The organism is Paraglaciecola mesophila (assembly GCF_009906955.1).
GTDB lineage: Bacteria > Pseudomonadota > Gammaproteobacteria > Enterobacterales > Alteromonadaceae > Paraglaciecola > Paraglaciecola mesophila_A.
Genome location: NZ_CP047656.1, coordinates 2,401,685 through 2,423,897 on the forward strand (window position 1 = coordinate 2,401,685; position 22,213 = coordinate 2,423,897).

Consider the following 22,213-nt stretch of genomic DNA (forward strand, 5'->3'; position numbering starts at 1 on the left):
CACATTTTTGCCGTATTTAGCCTAGTGTTACTCTAGCAAACTTACGCTTACCAACTTGGAATACGGCCTGCTCTAAGGAACGAAAAGTTGTTTTTTGATCCGCTACCTTTTCACCGTCCATTTTCACAGCACCTTGTTTGACCATGCGCATCGCTTCAGACGTGGATGCAACTAACCCAGCTTCTTTTAACAAGTTCGCCACAGCCATGCCATCTTCACCAGCTTCAAACGTGAATTCTGGCATTTCATCTGGGATGGCATTTTTCTGGAAACGCTGAACAAATTCATGATGCGCAGCATCAGCAGCGGCCTCATCATGAAAACGCGCAATAATTTCCTTAGCAAGAGCAATTTTGATGTCCCTAGGGTTCGTACCCGCCGCGACTTGTTCTTTGTACTGAGCAATTTCTTCAATCGCTTTAAAGCTAAGCAAATCGTAATAACGCCACATCAAATCATCAGAAATTGACATGATTTTACCAAACATGTCGCTGGGTGAATCAGTGATACCAATATAATTACCCAGTGATTTAGACATTTTTTGCACACCGTCTAACCCTTCAAGCAGAGGTGTCATCAATACCGTTTGCGGACGTTGGCCCTGTCCTTTTTGCAACTCACGTCCCATCAATAAATTGAAACGTTGGTCGGTACCCCCTAATTCAACATCTGATTCAAGGGCGACAGAATCCCAACCTTGTACCAGCGGATACAAGAATTCATGAATGGCAATGGGCTGACCATTTGCGTAACGTTTTTTAAAGTCATCACGCTCAAGCATACGGGCAACGGTTTGACTGGATGCTAGCTTGATCATGCCTGATGCCCCTAACGCTTCCATCCACTCTGAGTTAAAACGTATGGTCGTCTTAGTAGGGTCTAGAATTTTAAATACTTGCTCTTTGTACGTTTCGGCGTTGGCCAATACATCTTCACGGGTTAATGGCTTACGGGTGACATTTTTACCCGTAGGATCACCAATCATGCCGGTAAAGTCACCGATAAGAAAAATAACTTCATGCCCAAGCTGTTGAAAAGCCCGAAGTTTATTGATAAGTACCGTGTGCCCAAGATGCAAATCTGGAGCGGTAGGATCAAAGCCAGCTTTTATTTTTAACGGTTTGCCTTCTTTCAACTTGGCAATCAGCTCTTCTTCTAACAATATTTCTTCAGCACCGCGCTGAAGCTCAGCAAATGCGCTTTGCCAATCTGCCATTTTAAACCCTTACTAATGTGTTAACTCTAGAAATTTTAATCCGCCATTTTACGTTGCAGCGCTTGGTATTGAAAGGCCGTATAAGGATTAATCAGAGGATTCTTCAATTCTTACAGTACCGAAAATGTATAAAAAACAACCTCCCCCTAGAAAATACACCCTAATCATTATATTCTGCACACTTCAAAGTTGTATGAGTTGAATTTTCCTGTGGTACAAAAAGCCTTTTCACAATTACCTAAAGCACATAAATGGGCGGTTATTTCCCTCGCGTCTATTGTCCTTATTCTCGCCTTGTTCCCATCGGATCGTGCTAGCGCATCGCGCAATACCGAAGCCGCGCTTCTCGAGATAGGCAAACGTTACGAGTTGCCCATAAGCACCGAAAACCTATCAACTGAGCATGAGAATGAACTGAGTGACGAGCTTGAATGGAAGACTTTTCAAGTTAAGCGAGGAGACACTCTAGCTAAAATATTCGCTCGTGCAGGGTTATCTGCCCGTGATACATACAATGTCAGTAGCGCAGGTGATTTGGCCAAAAAGCTTCTTAAAATACGCCCAGGCCAGTTAGTGTCATTACAATTGGATGAGCATGGCGAATTTGCAGGGCTTGGGTATGCCTATTCAAATACTGAAACCTTGCTTATCAAACCAAATCAAGAAGGAAAACTTGTCTCCAGCGTAGATGAGAAAACCGTTGATACACGTTTAAATTACGCTCAAGGTGAAATTAACAGTAGCTTTTGGAATGCGGGTGTTAAAGCCCATTTATCAGAAAGCCAAATTATGAGCTTAGCGGCAATTTTTGGTTGGGATATCGATTTTGCGTTAGAAATCCGCCAAGGTGATAATTTTAACGTGGTTTTCGAAGAAAAATATATTGATGGCGAATTTGTTGAATATGGTGACATCGTCTCTGCTGAATTCACCAACGGTGGGAACACCTTCACCGCGATCCGCTATTCTGACGGAAATTACTACACTCCGGAAGGGCGAAGCATGCGCAAGAGCTTTTTACGCGCACCAGTCAGTTTCAAATACATCAGCTCTAGTTTCACAAAACGTCGTTTTCACCCAGTACAAAAACGTTGGAAAGCACACCGTGGTGTGGATTACGCTGCCAATCGAGGCACGCCAGTAATGGCTGCTGGCGATGGCAAAGTTATCCGTTCCTCGTACGATAAATACAATGGAAACCATGTGTTTATTCAGCATGGCGAAAAGTATGTGACCAAATATTTACACTTTACCAAGCGTAACGTAAAAGTCGGTCAAACGGTCAAGCAAGGCGATGTAATTGGTACCGTTGGCTCTACCGGATTGGCATCAGGCCCACATCTACACTATGAATTTTTAGTTGATGGTGTGCACCGCAACCCAAGAACGGTATCATTACCAAAGGCCTTACCTATTGCCAAAAAAGAGCGTGACGCATTCGAATTGGTCGCCAAAGAACAGCTTGAATTACTCAGTAACAGCAAGCGTATCATGTTGGCAATGAACTAATTGTACGCCCATTTCCCAGCAGCCTGTATAGTCAGCGGGAAGGCAAAAAATGAATAAGTTCTCGCTGGCAAGCGTTCCCTTTCTCGGCCTTTTGCCTCTTTCAATGGTGAGTGAGTCACATTATGACGCCTAAAAAAAACAGTCGAGCTCTGGACAGTATTGATTTAGATATCATTGCCTCGTTATTCGAAGATGCCCGCACTACTAACAAAGAAATAGCAAAACGTGTCGGGCTAGCGCCTTCATCATGTTTAGAGCGTATCAAACGCTTACAAGCTGACAACATCATTCAGGGCGCCTCGCTGCAAGTCGATTTGAATGCGTTAGGCGGCCATATTCAAGCGATGATTTCTATTCGTTTATCTGATCACAACCGTTTGGCAGTTGATGATTTTGTTGCTGACTTGCTGCCGCAACCTGAGGTGCTAAGTGTGTTTCATATGGGCGGCAATATTGACTTTTTATTGCATGTCACGGTTTCCGATTCCAGCCATTTGCGTGACTTCGTGTTCAATCAACTTACCGCTAGACCTGAAATAAACCACGTTGAAAGCGCCCTTGTATATGAACATAGACGCTCGCAAAAGCTACCTAAGTTCTAACCTGAAAAACCCGAGTTCTAACCAGAAATATCCGCTACATAAGTCGCTATAATTCAAAGTAGTGGGTAAAACATTTATATAGCTGGGTACCACTTAAAATAGACGCAGACGGGAAATGCAAAATAGGAATAAGATCGCACTGTGCAAGGATCAACTCCGTTGCATTCGGGGTATCGAGTTCATCCACATTCAGTAATTTCGCTAATGGCTGGCCTTGTTTTATCATTTCACCAGGCTTAGCTAAATACTCGACCATACCACCTTGTTGGGTATACAACACTTTATAGTTTTTCAAGTATGTAGCAACTCTGCGCATAGTTTGCGGATAAATATCACTTTCGATTAGGCATCCTTTTGCATTGAGGTAAGACAAAATACTATTGGCGTCATATTCACCGTCAGTAAAACTAATCACTTCCTGGCTGCCCATTTCCAGTGTGAACGCCTCAACTCCGAATTCGACCGCTTTTTGGCGCTTATCACTGAGTAGAGTTTGCAATGTCCACCACGGGCAAAACGTGGCTTCATCTAACGCACCCGCAAATTTATTAGGGATTAAAATAACATGAGGGATATTAAACATCGTTGCTGACGCTTGCGCATATTCGGGCACATAAATATGCCGTGTCGACACAGGCCCGTTGTGTAAATCAAGTACAAAATCTGCGTCAAAGGCGAGTTGCTGCAGCTTCAAGTTGAGACGCTGGGCGAGCCCAATACCCCAAGATTCTTGTAATTTTTCAGCCAAAATGTCCTTTATTTGCTGACGAAAACGCTGCTTGATTTGTGGAACAGATTCATCATCTTGCACACTTTGGGCAAACTCTTGGATCAAGCTTTCATCATAAAAATAGCCTCGATTCCAGTTTGTACCATTGACCGGATCAAATCGTCCTAAGGTATACTCCCCCGCCTTAATATTGGTGCCAACAGGGTTACAATTCGGCACTAATATGACTTCACCGCAAATTGGCTGTTGCTTCAGTCGTTGAATAAGGTGGTATATCACCACGTTGCCTTGAACCTCAGCGCCGTGTATTGAGCTTTGAATGTAAACTTTCGGGCCAGGCTTCTCGCCAATAAAACGGTACAGGGGAACGTTCATATTTCGCCCTGATGCATTTTGTGCCACCACTATGTATTCTTTTTTAAATTGGTTGCTCACATTCAAACTCGTGGTTGTACGCTACTTTGTAATGGCTGTTTGTACCCAACAGCTGAAGCATCACAAAGCGCATCATGGATTAAGGAAATCAAGCTCATCAGATGGGTTAATGCTCAGCACGTTTCTTTTCAATGATGTCTTCAAGACCGTCTTTTTCCCCTTGCGCTTTATCAATGTCATCGCGACCTTGATAATAACGACGGTGAAATGCATGTCGCTCCTGCAGATATCCGATATCTTCAACTTCAGGTTCAGCCTTTAAAACCATACGTTTGTGCTCCGAAAACTGTGGCCAAATAGGTAAATCACGCGTGTTTTCAGGGGGGCTATTAGGTGAACCTGTTTTAATAAACTGGACAAAGTATTGCTGCATCATGTTAGAAACCTGATAATCCGCTTCCTGCCAAAGGTACAAGGGGTTTACGTCTAAATTCCCCAACGCGTATTCTATTTCAGCGGAATGCACGGCACCGCGAGCTTTATTAGCTGGCGGAACTTTTTTCGCCCCTACCATGGCAGGACGCACATGGTCGTAAAAATAATAGTAGCTTGGTGCTGAACTCGTTTTGCTGTGTTGATAAGCCCAGTTATAGGTCGCTATCCCCATAAAGCGATCACTGGCCAAAGCCTGGGCTGAAGCTTTAACTTGTTCACTGTTTTGTCCGGGATACAGCACAAGTACCTTTTTAGTATTATCAGGGTAAAGACGCTTTATCTTATCCACATAATGCTCAACAGTGGGCTCGCCATCCATCATGATCTGTTGATAATTACCCTCTTGAGAGTTATCACCAAGTAGTAGAGGTACGTTTGCCTGTTGACCTTTAGCATACAAAGTAGCGGATGACTCAGGAAAGAACCTACCATCTACATTAGGCTTAAAATAAATGAAGCCGCCCTTAGTCACTTTATCAAGCAGGGTTTGCGCAGGCATCTTTCGAAGCGCCGTCATACGTTCTTCAGGAAGAGTTAAGCCTTGTCCTGGGGTGTTTTTAAGTGCAGCCGTAGTTACTTCGCTACCGTATCGCTCAGCATCCTCAAGGCTCAAAGGGTCAAGCGGAGGGCCTACTACTGAACCACTCTCGCCAATGGCACCAGCAATATAAGACTTGGCCGAAGGAGCTACCATTAACGCTGAAACCGAAATAGAACCTGCTGACTCCCCTGCAATAGTAATACGCTTAGGATCACCCCCAAACTGCTGAATATTCTCAGCAACCCATTTCAAAGCAGCTTGTTGATCCATCAAGCCGTAATTACCCGAGCCTTGATAGTCTGTTTGATTAGATAACCCTTTGTGTGCGAGAAAGCCAAAGACACCAAGACGATAATTGGCAGTAATCACCACAATGTCGTTTTGGGCCATTGAAGTACCGTCGTAACGTTTTTCATCTGCGCTGCCTGCAATAAAACCTCCGCCGTGAAAGTATAATAACACCGGTAATTTCGCCGTCTTCGCTGTGCTTGGCGTCCATATATTTAGGTATAAGCTGTCTTCGCTAATGTCGTTTGAGCGAAATTGCATATCACTGTATATGGGGTTTTGCATTGCTCGTGGCGCAAACGCTGTGGCTGCACGCACACCTTGCCATGCCTTCACCGGCTGAGGAGGTTGCCAACGAAGTTCTCCCACAGGTGGCGCGGCAAAAGGAACGCCCTTGAATGCCAAAATGTTAGTTTGCTCATTTTTCTCGCCGGATAGCGCACCATAGGCAGTGTTAACCTGTGTTGCGAGTGCAACAGGGGAAAAAATAACTAAAAAGAAAGAAAATAAAGCCGATTTCATGAGCGTTCCTTTTGCTAATAAAGTGCCGGTAGCGAATAGAGTGCCAGCGACAGCACAGTCCTATCGCCGGCAGAGAAACATTAGAGCAATGGCTCGTTTGGTAGATCTTCACCGTCACTGTCAGGCTCAGTGGGCATCGCGCCTGCTTCCACTTCGATGCCATCAACGCGTTGCAGACCTCGCGGTAGTTTATTACCACGTCGACCTCTTTCACCTTGATAATGCGTCAGGTCATCGGCAGTGAGCGTCATGCCGCGTTTACCTGCCAGCACTTTTACATTTGCACCTTGAGGAACAACCGCTAACACTTTAACGAACTCCTCGCGAGCCTGTGATTTGGCAGACGGAATACTGATAATTTTATTACCCTTACCTTTACCTAAACTAGGTAAGTCACGTAATGGAAACATCAGCATTCGACCTTCATTTGAAATGGCTAAACACCAGTCTGAAGCTAAATCGTGCACCGGCTGCGGTGAAATGACTTTAGCCGACTTAGGCAAAGACAAATATGCCTTACCCGCTCGGTTCTTGCTGATCATGTCGGCAAACTTGCCAACAAAACCGTAGCCAGCATCAGAAGCAATTAGGTATTGCTGTTCATCTTGCCCCATCACAACGTGTTCAACGGTTTCGCCACTGACGATACTGAAACGCCCTGTGATGGGCTCTCCTTGGCTTCGCGCTGAGGGTAAAACGTGAGCATCACAAGAGAACGCGCGCCCAGATGTGTCCATAAACACCGCTTGCTGATTACTGCGGCCTTTGCTGCTTGCAAGGTATTTATCCCCTGCTTTATAACTTAAGCCAGCCACATCAACATCATGACCTTTGGCACAGCGTGCCCAGCCTTTTTCAGATAACACCACCGTTACCGCTTCAGAGGGAATTAACTCCTTTTCAGTTAAGGCTTTTGACTCGGAGCGTTCAATTATCGGTGAGCGTCTGTCATCACCGTATAGCTCAGCTGCTGCTAAAATTTCTTTTTTGATCAGAGTCTTAAGACGGCGATCAGAACCTAAAATCAATTGTAGCTCGTCCCGCTCTTTGGCGAGCTCATCTTGCTCACCTTTAATTTTCATTTCTTCAAGCTTAGCTAAATGGCGTAGTTTTAACTCTAAAATTGCTTCGGCTTGTATATCAGATAACGAAAAGGTGTCCATCAAGACTTGTTTTGGCTTTTCTTCGTAGCGAATAATACGAATCACTTCATCGATATTTAAAAAGGCAATCATTAAGCCTTCTAAAATATGTAAGCGCGCCAATACTTTATCTAAGCGGAACTGTAAGCGCCTAACGACTGTGTCTTTCCTAAACACTAACCATTCAGACAAGATCATGCGCAGATCTTTAACTTGCGGGCGACCATCTAAACCAATCATGTTGATGTTAACGCGATAGTTCTTTTCTAGATCTGTGGTAGCGAACAAGTGCTGCATTAATTGCTCAACGTCGACACGGTTTGAGCGCGGTGTAATCAACAAACGTGTGGGGTTTTCGTGATCAGACTCGTCTCGTAAATCGCTGACCATAGGGAGTTTCTTTGCCTGCATTTGGGCAGCAATTTGTTCTAATATTTTACCGCCCGATGCCTGATGCGGCAACGCGGTTATAATAATGTCTCCCGCTTCTTCATAATATACAGCACGCATTTTTATCGAGCCACGACCGGTTTCGTACATTTTACGAATGTCGCTTTTCGGCGTAATAATTTCTGCATCTGTAGGGTAATCAGGGCCTTGTACAAACGCTAATAACTCATGCAACTCGGCCTTGCTGTTGTCCAGTAAATGGGCACAGGCATTGGCCACTTCCCGCACGTTGTGCGGCGGAATATCTGTGGCCATACCCACGGCGATACCGGTAATACCATTGAGTAAGATATGCGGTAAACGTGCAGGTAGTATTTTGGGCTCATCAAGTGTGCCGTCGAAATTAGGCTGCCAATCTACCGTTCCCTGACCAAGTTCAGTTAGTAGCACTTCACTGAATTTTGATAATCGTGACTCGGTGTAACGCATCGCAGCAAATGATTTAGGATCATCTGGTGCCCCCCAGTTTCCTTGTCCATCAACCAGCGGGTAACGATAAGAAAACGGCTGAGCCATCAGCACCATAGCTTCATAACAGGCTGAATCACCATGAGGATGAAATTTACCAAGTACATCACCCACAGTACGCGCAGACTTTTTATACTTTGCGTTATTGCTCAAGCCTAACTCTGACATAGCGTACACAATTCGCCGCTGAACAGGCTTTAGGCCGTCGCCAATGTGGGGCAATGCCCGGTCCATGATGACGTACATGGAATAATTAAGGTAAGACTCTTCGGTGAACTGACGCATCGGAAGCTGTTCGATGCCATCTTTATTGATAATAATTTCTTGACTCATAGTCTGCTATATCGGCCGTTGTTATTATTGTTGTTGGGGGTGAAAATGTATTATTCACCCCGCTTTATACGTGGAAAATTGATTACTTCTGGTAGGTTACCCTATAAATAACATTCGCGAAATCATCAGATACTAACAAGCTGCCATCGGGCATAGTTAACATGGCGACAGGTCGCCCCCAAGATGTTTCATCAGCCTGTAACCAACCTTCGATGAAAGGTCTGTATTCAACAATTTCGTTGTTTTTTAATACGGCTTGCATCACTTTATAACCGGATTTTTCAGTGCGGTTCCAGGAACCATGTTCGGCCACAAAAAGGGTATTTTGCGTTTCTGCTGGAAACATATCGCCGTGATAAAAATGGATACCTAAGGGGGCTACATGTGCTCCAAGATTAAGTGCTGGCGCCACATAATCTTCGGCATTTTTGCCCGTGCCGAATTCAGGATCAGCAATCGTTCCACCGTGATAATATGGATATCCATAGTGAGCACCCACTTCGTCCACTCTATTTATTTCACAAGGCGGAATATCGTCACCCATCATGTCACGGCCGTTATCGCTAAACCACATTTGCTGTGTTTGCGGGTGCCAATCAAACCCTACGCTGTTGCGAACGCCCTTCGCTACCCACTTACGCTCTTTGGTCTGTAGGTTATATTTTAAAATAGAGGCGAATTCAGGATTATCAAAGGACTCGCCTTTGTTAGTTTCACATATGTTACAGGGGGCGCCAACGGGAATATATAACCAGTCGTCTGGACCAAAATCGATGTATTTCCAGCCATGGTGTTTTTTATCCGGTAGGCCGTCAATGACCACTTCAGGTGCTGGCAGGTCACGGAAGTTCTTCTCGATATCAGCGTACTTTAAGATGCGGCTAACCTCTGCTACATATAAGTCGCCGTCCTTTATCGTGATGCCTGATGGCATGGTCAAATCTTTGGCTATTTGCAATACCTCATCCACCTTGCCATCTTGGTCTTGATCCACAACAGCGGTTAAGACGCCGCCACCGCGACTACCTACAAATAAAATGCCGTTTTCACTTAATGCCATTTGTCGGGCATTTTTTACGTCCGAGGCGTACACTTCAATGTTGTATCCCTTAGGTAAAGTGAGTTTTTCTAACGGTAAAGACTCAGCCAACCCAGTAAAGCTGACAAAAGAAAGTAGAATCAATCGGCGAAGTATCATAGATTATTTCCTGATAGGGTAAGGTAATAACGATTATAAAGAGTTCTATCTTAACTACAAAGATTGTCGCCAATAAGAAAAATAGTTACCGTTTTTATAATAGGAAGATCTAGCGTTGTGGAAAACACCTTAAGACACTACCTTGCAAACCTCCCTTTTCGTATTTGGCCGTCCCTGCTTATCTGTTTGATGACCTTGCCCGTGTTCTTCTCTGCAAGCGCCCAACAGACAGAAAGTCTAGTGCAGTTGATATCGAAAAATCAGGAGGTCAGCTTGTCTTCCTCCATCAGTATTATGCATGAATCCGGTGCGGAACTCAGTGTTACTCAGGTTCGAGAACAGTTATCTCAGTTTGTTTGGCATTCTGGCGGCAACCCTAACTATGGCTTTTCTGAGCACGGGGTATGGCTTTATACCACCCTTAGCAATGTCACTACCACAGATAAATGGGTGGTCAGCGTGGCATTTTCTCAACTCGATAATGTTGATATGTATATCCTGCAAGATGGGCAAATTATCGCTTCAAGCTTTCAAGGCAAACTGGGCATGCAATCCCACTATCGCTTACCCGTAATGAAAGCAGAGTTGCCCTATGCACAAACGGTTGAATTGTTTATTCGTCTGCAAAGTCAGCACAGCAGTTTAGTGGCGCCCATTAGCATCATGTCAAACAGTTCACATGAAATGCAAAACTTCTACGACAGCCTGTTGTGGGGCTTGTTTTATGGTGGGTTAATCATACTGGCCATATACAATTTAGTTGTGTATTTCGCTTTACGTGAAGTCAGTTTATTAGCCTATGTAGGGTACATTTGTACTGTACTCGTTTGGCAATTTGTTTGGGGTGGTCACGCCAGTATGATTCTTCCCCAGGGGCTGTCTCATTGGTTTGACATGCATACTGACATTATATTTGTGTTGATTGGTATAGGGTCTGGGGTTTTTACGCTTGTATTTTTAGAAGCCAAACATACGGCTCCTAAAACCTTACCTTTTATTAAGGTCAGTATTGGCCTATTAGCTGTCATGGGACTGTGTTCCATGATTAATATATTCCCACCGATTTGGCAAAATGCTGCTGTGTATGTGGTTAGTATGCTTGCTATTAGTTGCTACACCTACGCTGGATTTGAGAGTTATTCGAATCGCTTTTACGCTGCCCGCTACTTTATATTCGCTTGGAGCATTTTAGCCACCTGCGCGCTAATCGGCATGTTTAGCTTAGTGGATATGTTGCCTTCTAATTTTATTACCACCTATTGCTTCCAATTTGGCGTATTTTTTGAGTCAGCGTTATTTTCACTCGCTTTAATGGATAAAAGCCGCCACCAATTGCAACTTGAAGTACAGCAGGCCACGAATGATTTGCGTAATAACATTGAATTGGTTGAAGAACAGAATGTGCGCTTAGACATAGCTCGAAAAGAAGCGGTGGCGGCAAGCAATGTTAAATCACAGTTTTTAGCCAACATGAGTCATGAGATTAGGACGCCATTAAATGCTATTTTAGGGTTTAGTAAAGAGCTGCAGCAAGGTGATTTTTCAGCTGATAAACGCGACCAAATCAATATCATCAATGCTGCCGCTGACAACTTAATGACCATAGTCAACGATGTACTCGATGTCTCTAAAATTGAAGCGGGCAAATTACAAATTAATAGCCACCCATTTTCGATTAATGAGCTTCTTGAAGAAATGATCGGTGTCATGGCAAAGTCTGCGCATTTGAAAGGCCTTGAATTTGTTTACGATATCGAACCACTGCCTCTTAAGTTGATTGGAGACAGTTACCGCATACGACAGATTTTAAATAACTTGTTGGGTAACGCGCTCAAATTTACAGACACAGGGCATATTGGTTTATCCGCCTCAGGGAAATTGTTAGAACACGGTATTTTCGAACTAATCATTAAGATAGAAGATACAGGTATTGGTATCAGTCGTGAGGACAAGCGTAAGCTATTTACCGCATTTTCACAGGTAGACGACGCTCTTAATCGCTCATATCAAGGCACTGGCTTAGGCTTGGTCATCTGCAAAGAGTTGGTGAAATTGATGCATGGTCAACTCTCTTTACAAAGCTCCCCTGGCCAAGGCAGTGTATTTAATGTGACCGTGCGCATGAATATACTTAACACCAAGCCCAGCATCTCAGCCAACAGTGAATGGCAAAATCAAACTGTTCTACTTTACGAGCCGTACCCCAATGCACGCTTCACTGCCAGTAAGCTTTTGCACTCTTTAGGCGCAAAGGTAACCAGTGCTGATTCTATTGCATTTTTGCAAACCTGTACGCAGCCTTTTGACTATTTGATTTATTGTATCCATCCGCAATATCCGATTGCCAATGAGAAAGCCTTTGTCTGTGCTGAACACATCAAAGCAAAGCGCAAACTTTTACTGTGCTCAGGCGAAGATTCTTGTTGTCGTTTTTCCAAATTTACTGAGCAGTTTTCTCCCCAGCTACGCTTACCATTAACACCTGGAAAATTGAAAGAAGTCATGCACAAACCAGCGCAAGCGCCGGTTAACGAGCTACAGCAGAGACTAGAAAGTCTGCCCCCCGTGACTGTACTCGCAGTAGACGATATGGAAATGAACCTGCGCCTATTAAGCACCTGGCTTAAATCTTCTCGCCTTACCCTTAAATTGGCATTTAGCGGGCAAGACGCAGTGACGCTTTGCCAAGAAAATGAATACGATTTGATTTTAATGGATGTGCAAATGCCAAACATGGATGGCCTGCAAGCGACTCAGTTAATTCGTAAAACCAAGCTCAATTTCGGCACCCCTATCATTGCAGTGACGGCGCATGCATTTAAAGAAGAACAGCAGCGTTTACTCAATAGCGGTATGGACGATTACCTCCCCAAACCATTGGACCTATCCGATCTGGTAGATCTAATCAATCGTTGGTGTCACCAAGGTGAGGATGATGAACCCCAGGCGGAGATATTTAATTGGCCATTGGCTTTAAAACGAGCGAATCAAAATGCTGATGCTGCACGTGATTTATTTGCCCAGTTCATCGAGCAACTACCTGAGTTCGAAAGCAAATTTTCTCACCTGCAACGCCAGCCAAACCACGAGGAATTACAACCCTTAGTGCATGCGTTGCACGGTATATGTTGTTACACGGGGGCTGTGGGACTGCATGCCAGTTGCTCTGAGTTAGAAGGCCAGTTAAAGCGACAGCAATATAACCACGTTCCTAGCTTGTTAGATAAACTCATCAAGGACATTCAAACCTTGCGTCACCAAGCAAACGAGATAAAACTCACCATGCTCGAATAACCAGTTAGTAGCCAATAAACATAAAATACCAAGTGTGTTTTATTTTTGTTGGCTTAAAACAAACTCCTGACATTCCCGCAATAATTGCACAAATTCTTGTTCACTGCGGTCTAGCTCAGACACATTAATGTATAGATCGTAACCTAGGCGCTCGCGCAATTTTGTCATCCGGTTCGCCAACATGGCTTGAGCTCCCATAAGCACAGTACCGTCGGGCAGTTTGTGTTTATCATCTTCGACTAGATTGGCACTAAAGCTTAGTCCCGACGCGCTGTCGGCTTTGTCTCCGAGTAACAGCAGAGAACGCTGCTCCATTAAAAGATGGATCATTAATTTGATAGGTGTGGTGGTTAAAAAAGGACGATAGTCTTTTAATTTTATCCCCACCAAGCTTAAATCTTCCAACGCTAAATCACGGTGCGCCCGGGGAACATCGATACGTTGAATATTACTCCAGTTAACATGCCACTGCCCTTTACGATGCTGATAGCATATAGACTCATGGGATAACTCAAGACTAAAAATAGGTTCACGAAATTTAAACCAAGCGATAAGTAACGCCACAATTCCCGCGCTGGTGACAAATACCCCGGCTAAAAAAAACGCCTCCGGTAACCAAGCAAAAATCCCCGCCGCCACCAGCAACGCAGTCATGCCAAATAGGCTGGTTGTTAGCACATTGCGTTTAGCCGAGGCGCGAATTTGTATTATATCTTGCATGTTATTCCTATGACTAAACCCAAAAGCAAAAGTACATCAAGCCCATTAATATGCCCCAAAGAACAATAAGGCGCATGCGTAAACATCGAGGACAATCTGATTTAAACAGACCGGACAAGGTGATTTTATCATTTGGTTTGACACGTTTTTTTGCTGGTAACAATTCAATTGTCCACAAGATGGAGATGGCTCAAAGTGCCAATATTCTACCTGATTACGGCCCAGGTAAAATACGCTATTTACCCATTCATATTCCGTTAAGCAAATAAACCGTACGATTTGTTATACAAATTTAAAGATTTGTCACTAGAATAAAGCTCATGCAATTGTTCAGACTTGGCATTTATGTCGTGTCGGTATCAAGTGAAGTAGAACAAGCAAGGATGAGACTGTTCTTTATTTTTAAGCTGACCGCTTAGCTTAATCGGGGCGACACCCGCAGGCAGTCATTCGTTCAAGGTTGTTATATGCAAGCTGTAAAAAGACATATCGTTAGTAAATTAGCCCAACGTATTTTATTCACCACCTTCTCTGTTTTTAGTTCACTCAACATAAGTAACGCTTTTGCGGAATCACTGTGGATCACTTCGTCGCAAGCCAAAGCGAGTAAAACAGAGGAAAGCACTAAAGTCTCGGTGTCAAAAGGCAACTTTCAATCCTTAGACAGCTCGTCATTGCAGCAACGTTTCAGCAATAAAAGTACAGAGCTTACTTTAGCCATACCGCTACCTGATGGCACCTTAGCCGACTTTACGTTAACCCCGTCATCTGTTATGTCTAGTGAGCTAGCTGCGCGCTACCCACAATTTATGTCATACGACGCAGTGCAAGTTAATGCTCCACACAATATTGGGCGTTTTAGCCTGACCCATAAAGGCCTTACAGGTATTTTCCGCCAACAAGGCCAATGGGCGCTATTAAGCCCTCTTTATGAAGGTAATGACGAACAATACGTCAGCTACTACTACCTCGATTCTGAGGGCGAAAGTTTAATCCCCAAAGGCATGGACGATTCAATCGATTCGCTTTCACTCCACGAAGAGGACAGGACCGCTAGCCTAACTACGGCCCAGAAAACCACAGGCGATACCCTCACCACATATCGCTTAGCCCTTAGCGCAACGGGTGAATACACTCAAGCCGTGGGAGGATCAAAGGCAGATGCAGTGGCCGAAATGATTACGCTAGTCAATCGTGTCAATCAGATTTTACTGGTGGATACAGCCATACAGTTTGAGTTAATCGATAACGAAGACATTATTTATACTGATGCCGCAACCGACCCCTATACCAATAGCGACGCAAACGAAGACATAGACACCAATCAGCAAGTTGTCGATGATGCTATCGGCACGGAAAATTATGATATAGGGCACTTACTAGCCACAAACCCTGGTGGTCTCGCCTTTGTTGGAGTGGTATGCCTTAACACCCACAAAGCTAGGGGTTATACGGGTAATACTAGCCCTCAAGGCGAGCGTTTCTATATTGATTTGGTGATCCACGAACTAGGCCACCAACTGGATGCCACTCATTCGTTTAATGCTCAGGATTTTGATAATTGTGATGAAGAGCAGCGCAGCAGCTCAAGTGCATTTGAACCAGGCAGTGGCTCTACGATTATGTCTTACGCGGGGATATGTGGTGGGCAAAATCTTCAGTTTAATAGCGATCCCTACTTTCATGCTGGCTCAGTAGAACAAATTCGCGATTTCGTAGACACAGGACGCGGCCGCTTGTGCGGTACTACGACTAACTTGAGCAATGCGGCACCAGAGGTAACTGTCGACTCGACTAGCTATAATATCCCTGCCAATACGCCGTTTGTACTGGACGCGCAAGCAAGCGATGACGAGACGTTAAACTACACGTGGGAGCAAATAGATGCCGGTGGCGAAACAGGCGGCACCGCCGACGCCAGTGAAATGCGCAGTGACAATGGCGCGAACCCTCTGTTTCGCTCTTATGCTGCAGTAGCTGAAAGCTCCCGTTACTTCCCTGCATTAGAGGATGTGTTAAACGATACTGTCAGTTTCGGTGAAGCCTATCCCACAACCGATCGAGAACTCACTTTTCGCATAACGGCAAAAGACAATCGAGGCGGCGTCGATACGGCAGATGTGACCTTAGACGTCACAAACACTGGCTCAGCATTCACCGTTACTCAACCTACCGGGACATCAGTCTGGCAAGGCAATACCGCGCAGACCATTGCATGGAATACCGCCAGTACACAAAACGCGCCAATCAATTGCCAATCCGTGGCTATTAATGCTGATTTAGATGGTGATAACGTCTTTGACAGTGTGCTCATCAGCGATACGCCGAATGATGGTGAGCAAGTCATCTTTGCGCCAAATACGATCACAGCAAATGCTAGAGTCATGGTGAGCTGTGTTGATAATGTGTTTTATGCAGTCAACCCTGGCAGTTTTACGATCACTCAAGGTAGTTCAAATGTGGCTCCAGTGATCGATGGCCAAGCCGTACTCAGCGTTAGCGAAGAAGGCAGTATTGCCGTTACCCTAGACGATTTACAGGTAACAGACCCAGACTCTACCTATCCTGATAATTTCACCTTAGCGTTGCAAGCAGGCAATAATTACAGTATCGAAAATACCAACACAGTCGTACCTGATGCCAATTTCAGTGGTGAGCTATCGGTCTCGGTGACGGTTAATGATGGGATTGATGACTCAACTGCATTCCCTTTGGTGGTTACGGTTAACCCAGTCAATGATGCCCCGCAAGCGACAAATGACACCCAGACGGTTGCTCAAGATAGTGCCGCGACACTCATTAATGTATTGAATAATGACACGGATATTGACGGGGACACGTTAAGCATTAGCGATATTAGTTATTCAGGCTCGGGGACTGTGAGTATCAGTGGTGAGCAAATTAGCTATCAACCTGCATCAGGTTTTTCAGGTAACGAAAGCCTGTCTTATACCGTGAGTGACGGTAGCGAAACTGATACCGGGACCTTAACCATAACCGTTACTGCAACGCCTACCAATAACACACCGGCCAGCGGCAACAGCTCAGGCGGCGGTGGTTCCCTTGGTTATTTTTGGCTAGGCTTGTTGAGTATAACCACACTTATGCGCCGACGTATTCGGGATCTGTCTTAATGGCAAGAAAGATTACATCGAGTGACATATTAGTGCCTCTTTTGCTTATAAGCCTGATGAACGTAGCGGCCTGCACCTCTTTTTCTAAAGGAAGCGAAAAAGGCAGTGACGCGCCGCTAAGCTCGGGAGAGAGTAATAGCTCTCATCAGCAAGGTGGGTCATCCCATCCTATAAAAACATTACAGAAGACCAAAGTGACTAACCATCCACACCCATTAAGTTGGGTTCAGGGCGCAGATCCGCTTAGTGATGCACGCCAAGCCATCAAGGCCAACGATTTACGGTTTTTGGCCTTCGCTGGGCGTGCGATTGCTATTCCTGGGGTTAACTTGGCTGAATACCCTATTGAGTACTTAGAGCAACATTGCGGATACCGCACCCTAAAAGGAACTGGTGATACTTTACGCGTGGGAGAGCAAACAAGCCTGCGCTCCCTAGCCCACGATTACGCCATAGTGTACAACCAAACGATACTCGCTTCCTGCCTGTAACATCGCTTCAGGTAGGGGCTATCGGCGCTGCGTAACCTCAAAATAAACTCAAAAAAACCTCAAAATTGACTTATTTGTAACCCAGAAAATAAAAACTGGCGTAGTCTTTTCTTAAACGCATGCCTTATCGACAACACGCTTCAAGGCACATCCTTTTCAGGCTTCATTTTTTCGTTTTTACTTTTATCAAGCTAACAGCCATTGCGTTCATCTATTTTCGCTTTTTCCTCTAAATATAGGGATAAGGCTTAAAACTAAGTCACCTCAGGGTGAGGTGATAACAAGGAGAGTAAACGACATGAAAAGTATAAAAAAGGCATTTTTAATTGGCACCTTAGCATTATCAATATCTACAATTGCGCTTGCCCAAGAATCTAGTTACAGCTTTGGAACAGTTTGGGAAGCACATGGTATTCGGGTGCTACCCGGTCAATTTGAAAACTACATGGACCACTTAGCAGGTAGTTGGAAAGATGTGTATGAGTTCGCCAAAAAAGAAGGCCATGTGGTGGATTATCACGTATTGGCATCCAATCATGCCCGTGTGGGTGAGCCCGACTTGATTTTAGTGATTGAGTACAAAGACTATGTCAAAACCGCTGAGTACGAAGCATTTCAAAAGAAAATTGACGAAATGTTATCTACTAACGAACGCCAAGCAGATAAAGAGTTTGGCGACAGAGGAAGCATGCGGGAGACCTTGAGCTCTTACCAATATCATGAATTAAACCTCAAATAGCGGGTACTTTAACGAGCACTCAAGTCAATTGCGCGAAATATCATTGCGCAATTGACGTTCATATAAAGACCGTTACTAATTCAGGTCATATTGATGCAACCCCGTTTCTTTCATCGCTCGCTCCTTACTTTATTTTTAGTTGTGTTATGCGCACCAGCACTGAGTTACGAGATAGAGCCTCTTGACGATGGCTTGTATCGATTTGTTGATGACCGCCACCGCTCCGTATTTCTAATCACAGAGGACGGTGCTTTGGTAACAGACCCCATGAACACAAAGGCAGCCACTTGGCTTAAAAATCAAATCAAACAGCGCTTCAATGTACCGGTCAAGTATGTTGTTTATAGTCATAATCATTCTGACCATATCTATGGTGCCGAAGTATTCAACCACCCTGATACGGTTTTTATCGCCCACCAGTTAGCTGCTCAAGACATACATAACACAAGCGCAAATACAGTTGCGCCAGATATCACCTTTGAGAACGACATGCTGCTAACCCTAGGAACAAATACCGTTCGCCTTACTTATCATGGACCTAATGACGGCAGAGGCTCTATTAGCATGTTATTTGAACAACAACAGTTACTCTTTGTTGTAGACTGGATCGTCATTGGCAGAATGCCATGGCAAAAATTGTGGAGCTACGATATTCAAGGCATGATCAACTCTACACAGGAAATTCTGAAGTATGACTTTACCACCTTTGTTGGGGGCCACGCTGACATTGGCAGTAAACAAGATGTGGCACGTTACCTAAGTTATCTAAAGCAACTATACAGTCAGGTCACGCAAGGGGCACTTGCAGGTAAATCAGTGACAGAAATTCAAGCTTCAGTCGACTTAAGCGAGTTTGATGATTTTGCCAATTATGAAGCATGGCTCCCGTTAAACGTCGAAGGGGTCTATGAGCGTCTAATGGAAGAATCGGGCATGGGCTGGCGACCAGATGTATCCCAGCCAAAATGAACCCAAAAGGATCTTTTACTAACCAGTAATTTTGCATATAAAATGCGCCCACTACATCTCTTTATATGAGTAAAGCACATGCAAGATACAGTAAATATCGAAGATTTGATCGTTGGCGGCGGCAAAGAAGCCAAGCGCGGAGCACTTATAACCGTGCATTATCGTGGTTACTTAGAAGATGGTACTGAGTTCGACTCGTCTCATAAGAATAATGCACCTTTTCAGGTAGTGCTCAGCAACAAGCGCGTCATTCAAGGTTGGATACTTGGACTTGCAGGCATGAAAGAAGGCGGAAAGCGCAAGTTGTGGGTACCGGCATCACTTGCCTACGGTGAGCGCCAAATTGGCAATATGATCCCACCACACTCGGATTTAACGTTCGAGATCGAACTACTCGAAGTGCTCACCCGAGACTAACTCGCTTTTACGTTTGGCCAGCCATGACTCGCAAAATACTGCGTTAACAAAAAACTGGCCAATATCACAGAAATACAGGGTACAAAGACAAGACCAACAGTCCGGCCATAGTGAAATTGAAGATTCTAAGCCGTTTTTCTTGGGTTAAAAAAACCTGTATTTTTTGCCCTAAGATTGTCCAACCACTGATACAGGGAAAGTTCACTGCTCCAAACACACATGCGACCATTACCACAGCTAACACGCTCTTGGTGGGTGCATACACGCTGATTGCGGTTAGCGCCATTGTCCACGCTTTCGGGTTGACCCATTGAAACATCACGGCTTGTACAAAGGTCATGGGCTTGGCGTCGCCCTTCACGCCGTTTGTGGCTTTTGAAGAAGTCGCTATTTTGTATGCCAAATAAAGTAAATAGGCGACACTGAGTACTTTTAAAATTTGGTAAGAAATAGGAAATGCATCAAATAGCTGCATAATTCCAAGCCCGACTAGCACCACCATTAACGTAAAGCCTAGCGACACACCAAACATATGCGGCAAAGAACGCTTAATACCGAAGTTTGCGCCTGATGCCATCAACATAAGGTTATTCGGCCCTGGGGTTATCGAAGACACAAGTGCAAAAAGCACTAGGGCGCTGAGTATATCAAATGTCATAAACGCTAAACTCCTCTAAACCAAAATTTACCTAAAGAATAATACGTGCAATTATAAAGAGCTATAAGTGAAATTGCTGCGCTATAATCAGCGCAAAACAAACCAAACACACAACAAATGAATAGAAAAGACACAGTTAACGAAAGAATATTGCATGTGCTAACTTTACACGGGCGGATCCCGAATACTGAACTCGCGGAAAAAATCGGCTTATCAGCCTCGGCGTGTTTACGCAGGGTACAAGAGCTGGAGAATAACGGAGTTATTAAAGGTTACCGCGCGATACTTGACAGTGAGTTACTGGGCAACGGTTTTATTGCCTACGTTACTGTTGGCCTAGGCCAGCATACCAAAGCTTCGCAGGCCGCTTTCGAGCAAGCGATTGCTGATGCAACAGAAGTTAAAGAGTGCCATAACGTGACTGGGTCATTTGAATATATTTTACGAGTTGAAACGCGTAATTTAAAAACCTACAAAACCTTTCACACCGACACGCTCGGTACACTTGAGCAAGTCAGTACTATCACCACACATGTGGTGATGGACTCGCCAAAAGATCAACGAGTCTAGCGACATAAAAGCAGGTTATTGCCCAAAACGATGACCTGCCAAACAACGCCATAAACATTAAAGTCGCCTCAAAATAACACACAGTGTTGGAAGGATTACCATCGATGTTCTAGGGTATTATTGTACACACTTGAAAGACAAGCATGTACTCATCGGCGCTTGCGAAGTTTCGATATACCCGCCTCAATTTACGAAGAGACAGTACCTTTCACAATCTAAATTGCGCTCTGCCCAGCGTGATCTTACTTGTTCTCTATTTGGGTTGTCTCCCTCAGAAGGATTTGAACATGAAAACATGTGAACACGTTACCCCGAGCATTTGCTCTCTCCCCCTAGTAGAACCGCGTAAACTTGCAGCTAATATTGACAGAAACCGTGAATCATTGGTTCGTTACATCGAGAAAAAATGGGTCAATCACACCTCGCTACATTTCTACTTTATGCAAGATCAGCCACAGTTAAAAGGAGCAGAAAATCAATTACAAGCAGTCAGAGATGCATTCAAAGATTGGAAAGCATTAGGGATAGGATTAGATTTCATAGAAGTCGCTCGAGCCTCAGAGGCTGAGTTTAGAATAGGCTTTACTCCTGGGAGTTCATGGTCTTATGTGGGCAGGGATTGCATTGACTTGGTCCCAAACCCACAAGAACAAACTATGAATTTTGGCTGGGACCTCACCACGCCATACGGACGTGACACGGCACTACACGAAATTGGCCATGCTTTGGGGTTCCCTCATGAACATCAGAACCACAAAGCAGGAATTGTTTGGGATGAAGATGCCGTTTATGCAAGCTTCGCGGCCTATCCTAATTATTGGGATCGGGCTACAACCTACCATAATATTATTCGTAAGATCTCCCCGCAAGATGCAACAGGTTCCCCTTGGGACAAAGATTCCATCATGCATTATCAATTTGACGCAGGTTTAATTCTCTCCCCTACTGAATTTCGAAATGCGCCGCTTGTTCCAGCTCCCGGCCTGTCAGATATGGATATACAAGAGGCACTTAAATTCTACCCAAATAATAGTGCCTCTCAATGGCCTAAATTGACGCCGTTTCTATCGCATAAGCTCGATATTATGCCAAGTGAACAGCTAGATTTTATTATTGAGCCTGACATCAGCCGCACCTACAATATACAAACATTTGGTAGTTTAGATACCGTTATAGTGCTGTTTGAAGATGATGACGCAGAGCCTATCTATTTAGCTGGAGATGATGATAGTGGCACTAATTACAACGCTAAAATAGCGTTAAGACTGATCAATGGCCGACGATACTATTTACGCTTACGATTATATAGTGCAGGGGCGTCTGGTGAAGGTGGTATCATGCTCTGGTAATAA

General features: G+C 44.4%; 18 protein-coding genes. 11 read left to right on the forward strand and 7 right to left on the reverse strand.

Translation table 11 applies throughout. The features are described from left to right. Window positions 1-16 precede the first annotated feature (16 nt). Window positions 17-1,216, reverse strand: coding sequence for a tyrosine--tRNA ligase (tyrS, locus tag FX988_RS10210; RefSeq protein WP_160179611.1), 1,200 nt, complete (start codon window positions 1,214-1,216; stop codon window positions 17-19). A gap of 210 nt (window positions 1,217-1,426) precedes the next feature. Between tyrS and FX988_RS10215 the strand changes: the two genes are divergently transcribed. Further along, complete coding sequence (locus tag FX988_RS10215; protein WP_160182152.1) at window positions 1,427-2,725, forward strand: OapA family protein; 1,299 nt, start codon at window positions 1,427-1,429, stop codon at window positions 2,723-2,725. 122 nt (window positions 2,726-2,847) lie between these two features. After that, window positions 2,848-3,327, forward strand: a complete 480-nt coding sequence (locus FX988_RS10220; protein WP_160179613.1) for an Lrp/AsnC family transcriptional regulator — start codon at window positions 2,848-2,850, stop codon at window positions 3,325-3,327. 46 nt (window positions 3,328-3,373) lie between these two features. Here the strand turns inward: FX988_RS10220 and FX988_RS10225 are convergent, their stop codons facing one another. The 4 genes from FX988_RS10225 to FX988_RS10240 all read right to left on the reverse strand — a co-directional run bounded on the left by FX988_RS10225 (window position 3,374) and on the right by FX988_RS10240 (window position 9,869). Continuing rightward, window positions 3,374-4,492, reverse strand: coding sequence for a succinylglutamate desuccinylase/aspartoacylase family protein (locus FX988_RS10225; protein ID WP_160179615.1), 1,119 nt, complete (start codon window positions 4,490-4,492; stop codon window positions 3,374-3,376). 106 nt (window positions 4,493-4,598) lie between these two features. After that, on the reverse strand, window positions 4,599-6,278 hold the full coding sequence (locus FX988_RS10230; protein ID WP_160179617.1) for a carboxylesterase/lipase family protein: 1,680 nt from the start codon (window positions 6,276-6,278) through the stop codon (window positions 4,599-4,601). An 80-nt stretch (window positions 6,279-6,358) separates the two neighbouring features. Then, a complete protein-coding gene (gene parC, locus FX988_RS10235; RefSeq protein ID WP_160179618.1) occupies window positions 6,359-8,671 on the reverse strand; it encodes a DNA topoisomerase IV subunit A in 2,313 nt (770 codons plus the stop codon). Between the two features lie 82 nt (window positions 8,672-8,753). Next, the gene (locus FX988_RS10240) at window positions 8,754-9,869 is read right to left on the reverse strand and encodes a PQQ-dependent sugar dehydrogenase (RefSeq protein WP_160179620.1); all 1,116 of its coding nucleotides are present in this window, start codon (window positions 9,867-9,869) and stop codon (window positions 8,754-8,756) included. Window positions 9,870-9,986: 117 nt separating this feature from the next. Between FX988_RS10240 and FX988_RS10245 the strand changes: the two genes are divergently transcribed. Then, window positions 9,987-13,163 (forward strand): hybrid sensor histidine kinase/response regulator, encoded by a 3,177-nt coding sequence (locus FX988_RS10245; RefSeq protein ID WP_160179622.1) that lies wholly within the window; start codon window positions 9,987-9,989, stop codon window positions 13,161-13,163. A gap of 39 nt (window positions 13,164-13,202) precedes the next feature. Here FX988_RS10245 and FX988_RS10250 read toward each other — a convergent pair whose 3' ends face one another. Next, window positions 13,203-13,883 (reverse strand): DUF2982 domain-containing protein, encoded by a 681-nt coding sequence (locus FX988_RS10250; RefSeq protein WP_160179623.1) that lies wholly within the window; start codon window positions 13,881-13,883, stop codon window positions 13,203-13,205. A 74-nt stretch (window positions 13,884-13,957) separates the two neighbouring features. Here FX988_RS10250 and FX988_RS10255 point away from each other — a divergent pair, with 74 nt between their 5' ends. From FX988_RS10255 to FX988_RS10280, 6 genes are all read left to right on the forward strand, one after another. After that, window positions 13,958-14,152 (forward strand): hypothetical protein, encoded by a 195-nt coding sequence (locus FX988_RS10255; protein ID WP_160179624.1) that lies wholly within the window; start codon window positions 13,958-13,960, stop codon window positions 14,150-14,152. Between the two features lie 198 nt (window positions 14,153-14,350). Continuing rightward, entirely contained in the window at window positions 14,351-17,017 is a 2,667-nt protein-coding gene (locus tag FX988_RS10260) for a reprolysin-like metallopeptidase (RefSeq protein WP_160179625.1), read from the forward strand. Then, a complete protein-coding gene (locus FX988_RS10265; RefSeq protein ID WP_160179626.1) occupies window positions 17,017-17,508 on the forward strand; it encodes a hypothetical protein in 492 nt (163 codons plus the stop codon). The genes FX988_RS10260 and FX988_RS10265 overlap by 1 nt, the downstream gene beginning before the upstream one ends. Before the next feature lie 298 nt (window positions 17,509-17,806). Further along, on the forward strand, window positions 17,807-18,247 hold the full coding sequence (locus FX988_RS10270) for a hypothetical protein (RefSeq protein ID WP_160179627.1): 441 nt from the start codon (window positions 17,807-17,809) through the stop codon (window positions 18,245-18,247). A gap of 93 nt (window positions 18,248-18,340) precedes the next feature. Continuing rightward, complete coding sequence (locus FX988_RS10275; protein ID WP_160179628.1) at window positions 18,341-19,216, forward strand: MBL fold metallo-hydrolase; 876 nt, start codon at window positions 18,341-18,343, stop codon at window positions 19,214-19,216. Window positions 19,217-19,294: 78 nt separating this feature from the next. Further along, a complete protein-coding gene (locus tag FX988_RS10280; protein WP_160179629.1) occupies window positions 19,295-19,633 on the forward strand; it encodes an FKBP-type peptidyl-prolyl cis-trans isomerase in 339 nt (112 codons plus the stop codon). 64 nt (window positions 19,634-19,697) lie between these two features. Here FX988_RS10280 and FX988_RS10285 read toward each other — a convergent pair whose 3' ends face one another. Further along, the gene (locus tag FX988_RS10285) at window positions 19,698-20,291 is read right to left on the reverse strand and encodes a LysE family translocator (RefSeq protein WP_160179630.1); all 594 of its coding nucleotides are present in this window, start codon (window positions 20,289-20,291) and stop codon (window positions 19,698-19,700) included. Window positions 20,292-20,408: 117 nt separating this feature from the next. Between FX988_RS10285 and FX988_RS10290 the strand changes: the two genes are divergently transcribed. Together FX988_RS10290 and FX988_RS10295 are read left to right on the forward strand one after the other, a co-directional pair. Then, window positions 20,409-20,861 carry an Lrp/AsnC family transcriptional regulator gene (locus tag FX988_RS10290; protein ID WP_160179631.1) on the forward strand — a complete coding sequence of 151 codons (453 nt, stop codon included), beginning with the start codon at window positions 20,409-20,411 and terminating at the stop codon, window positions 20,859-20,861. 287 nt (window positions 20,862-21,148) lie between these two features. Beyond that, window positions 21,149-22,210, forward strand: coding sequence for a M12 family metallopeptidase (locus FX988_RS10295; RefSeq protein WP_160179632.1), 1,062 nt, complete (start codon window positions 21,149-21,151; stop codon window positions 22,208-22,210). Window positions 22,211-22,213 lie beyond the last annotated feature (3 nt).

Coding starts and splice junctions, on each gene's coding strand:
- tyrS (WP_160179611.1), bottom strand. CDS start 1,216: ATGGCAGATTGGCAAAGCGCATTTGCTGAGCTTCAGCGCGGTGCTGAA.
- FX988_RS10220 (WP_160179613.1), top strand. CDS start 2,848: ATGACGCCTAAAAAAAACAGTCGAGCTCTGGACAGTATTGATTTAGAT.
- FX988_RS10230 (WP_160179617.1), bottom strand. CDS start 6,278: ATGAAATCGGCTTTATTTTCTTTCTTTTTAGTTATTTTTTCCCCTGTT.
- parC (WP_160179618.1), bottom strand. CDS start 8,671: ATGAGTCAAGAAATTATTATCAATAAAGATGGCATCGAACAGCTTCCG.
- FX988_RS10240 (WP_160179620.1), bottom strand. CDS start 9,869: ATGATACTTCGCCGATTGATTCTACTTTCTTTTGTCAGCTTTACTGGG.
- FX988_RS10250 (WP_160179623.1), bottom strand. CDS start 13,883: ATGCAAGATATAATACAAATTCGCGCCTCGGCTAAACGCAATGTGCTA.
- FX988_RS10255 (WP_160179624.1), top strand. CDS start 13,958: ATGCGTAAACATCGAGGACAATCTGATTTAAACAGACCGGACAAGGTG.
- FX988_RS10260 (WP_160179625.1), top strand. CDS start 14,351: ATGCAAGCTGTAAAAAGACATATCGTTAGTAAATTAGCCCAACGTATT.
- FX988_RS10265 (WP_160179626.1), top strand. CDS start 17,017: ATGGCAAGAAAGATTACATCGAGTGACATATTAGTGCCTCTTTTGCTT.
- FX988_RS10270 (WP_160179627.1), top strand. CDS start 17,807: ATGAAAAGTATAAAAAAGGCATTTTTAATTGGCACCTTAGCATTATCA.
- FX988_RS10275 (WP_160179628.1), top strand. CDS start 18,341: ATGCAACCCCGTTTCTTTCATCGCTCGCTCCTTACTTTATTTTTAGTT.
- FX988_RS10280 (WP_160179629.1), top strand. CDS start 19,295: ATGCAAGATACAGTAAATATCGAAGATTTGATCGTTGGCGGCGGCAAA.
- FX988_RS10285 (WP_160179630.1), bottom strand. CDS start 20,291: ATGACATTTGATATACTCAGCGCCCTAGTGCTTTTTGCACTTGTGTCT.
- FX988_RS10290 (WP_160179631.1), top strand. CDS start 20,409: ATGAATAGAAAAGACACAGTTAACGAAAGAATATTGCATGTGCTAACT.
- FX988_RS10295 (WP_160179632.1), top strand. CDS start 21,149: ATGAAAACATGTGAACACGTTACCCCGAGCATTTGCTCTCTCCCCCTA.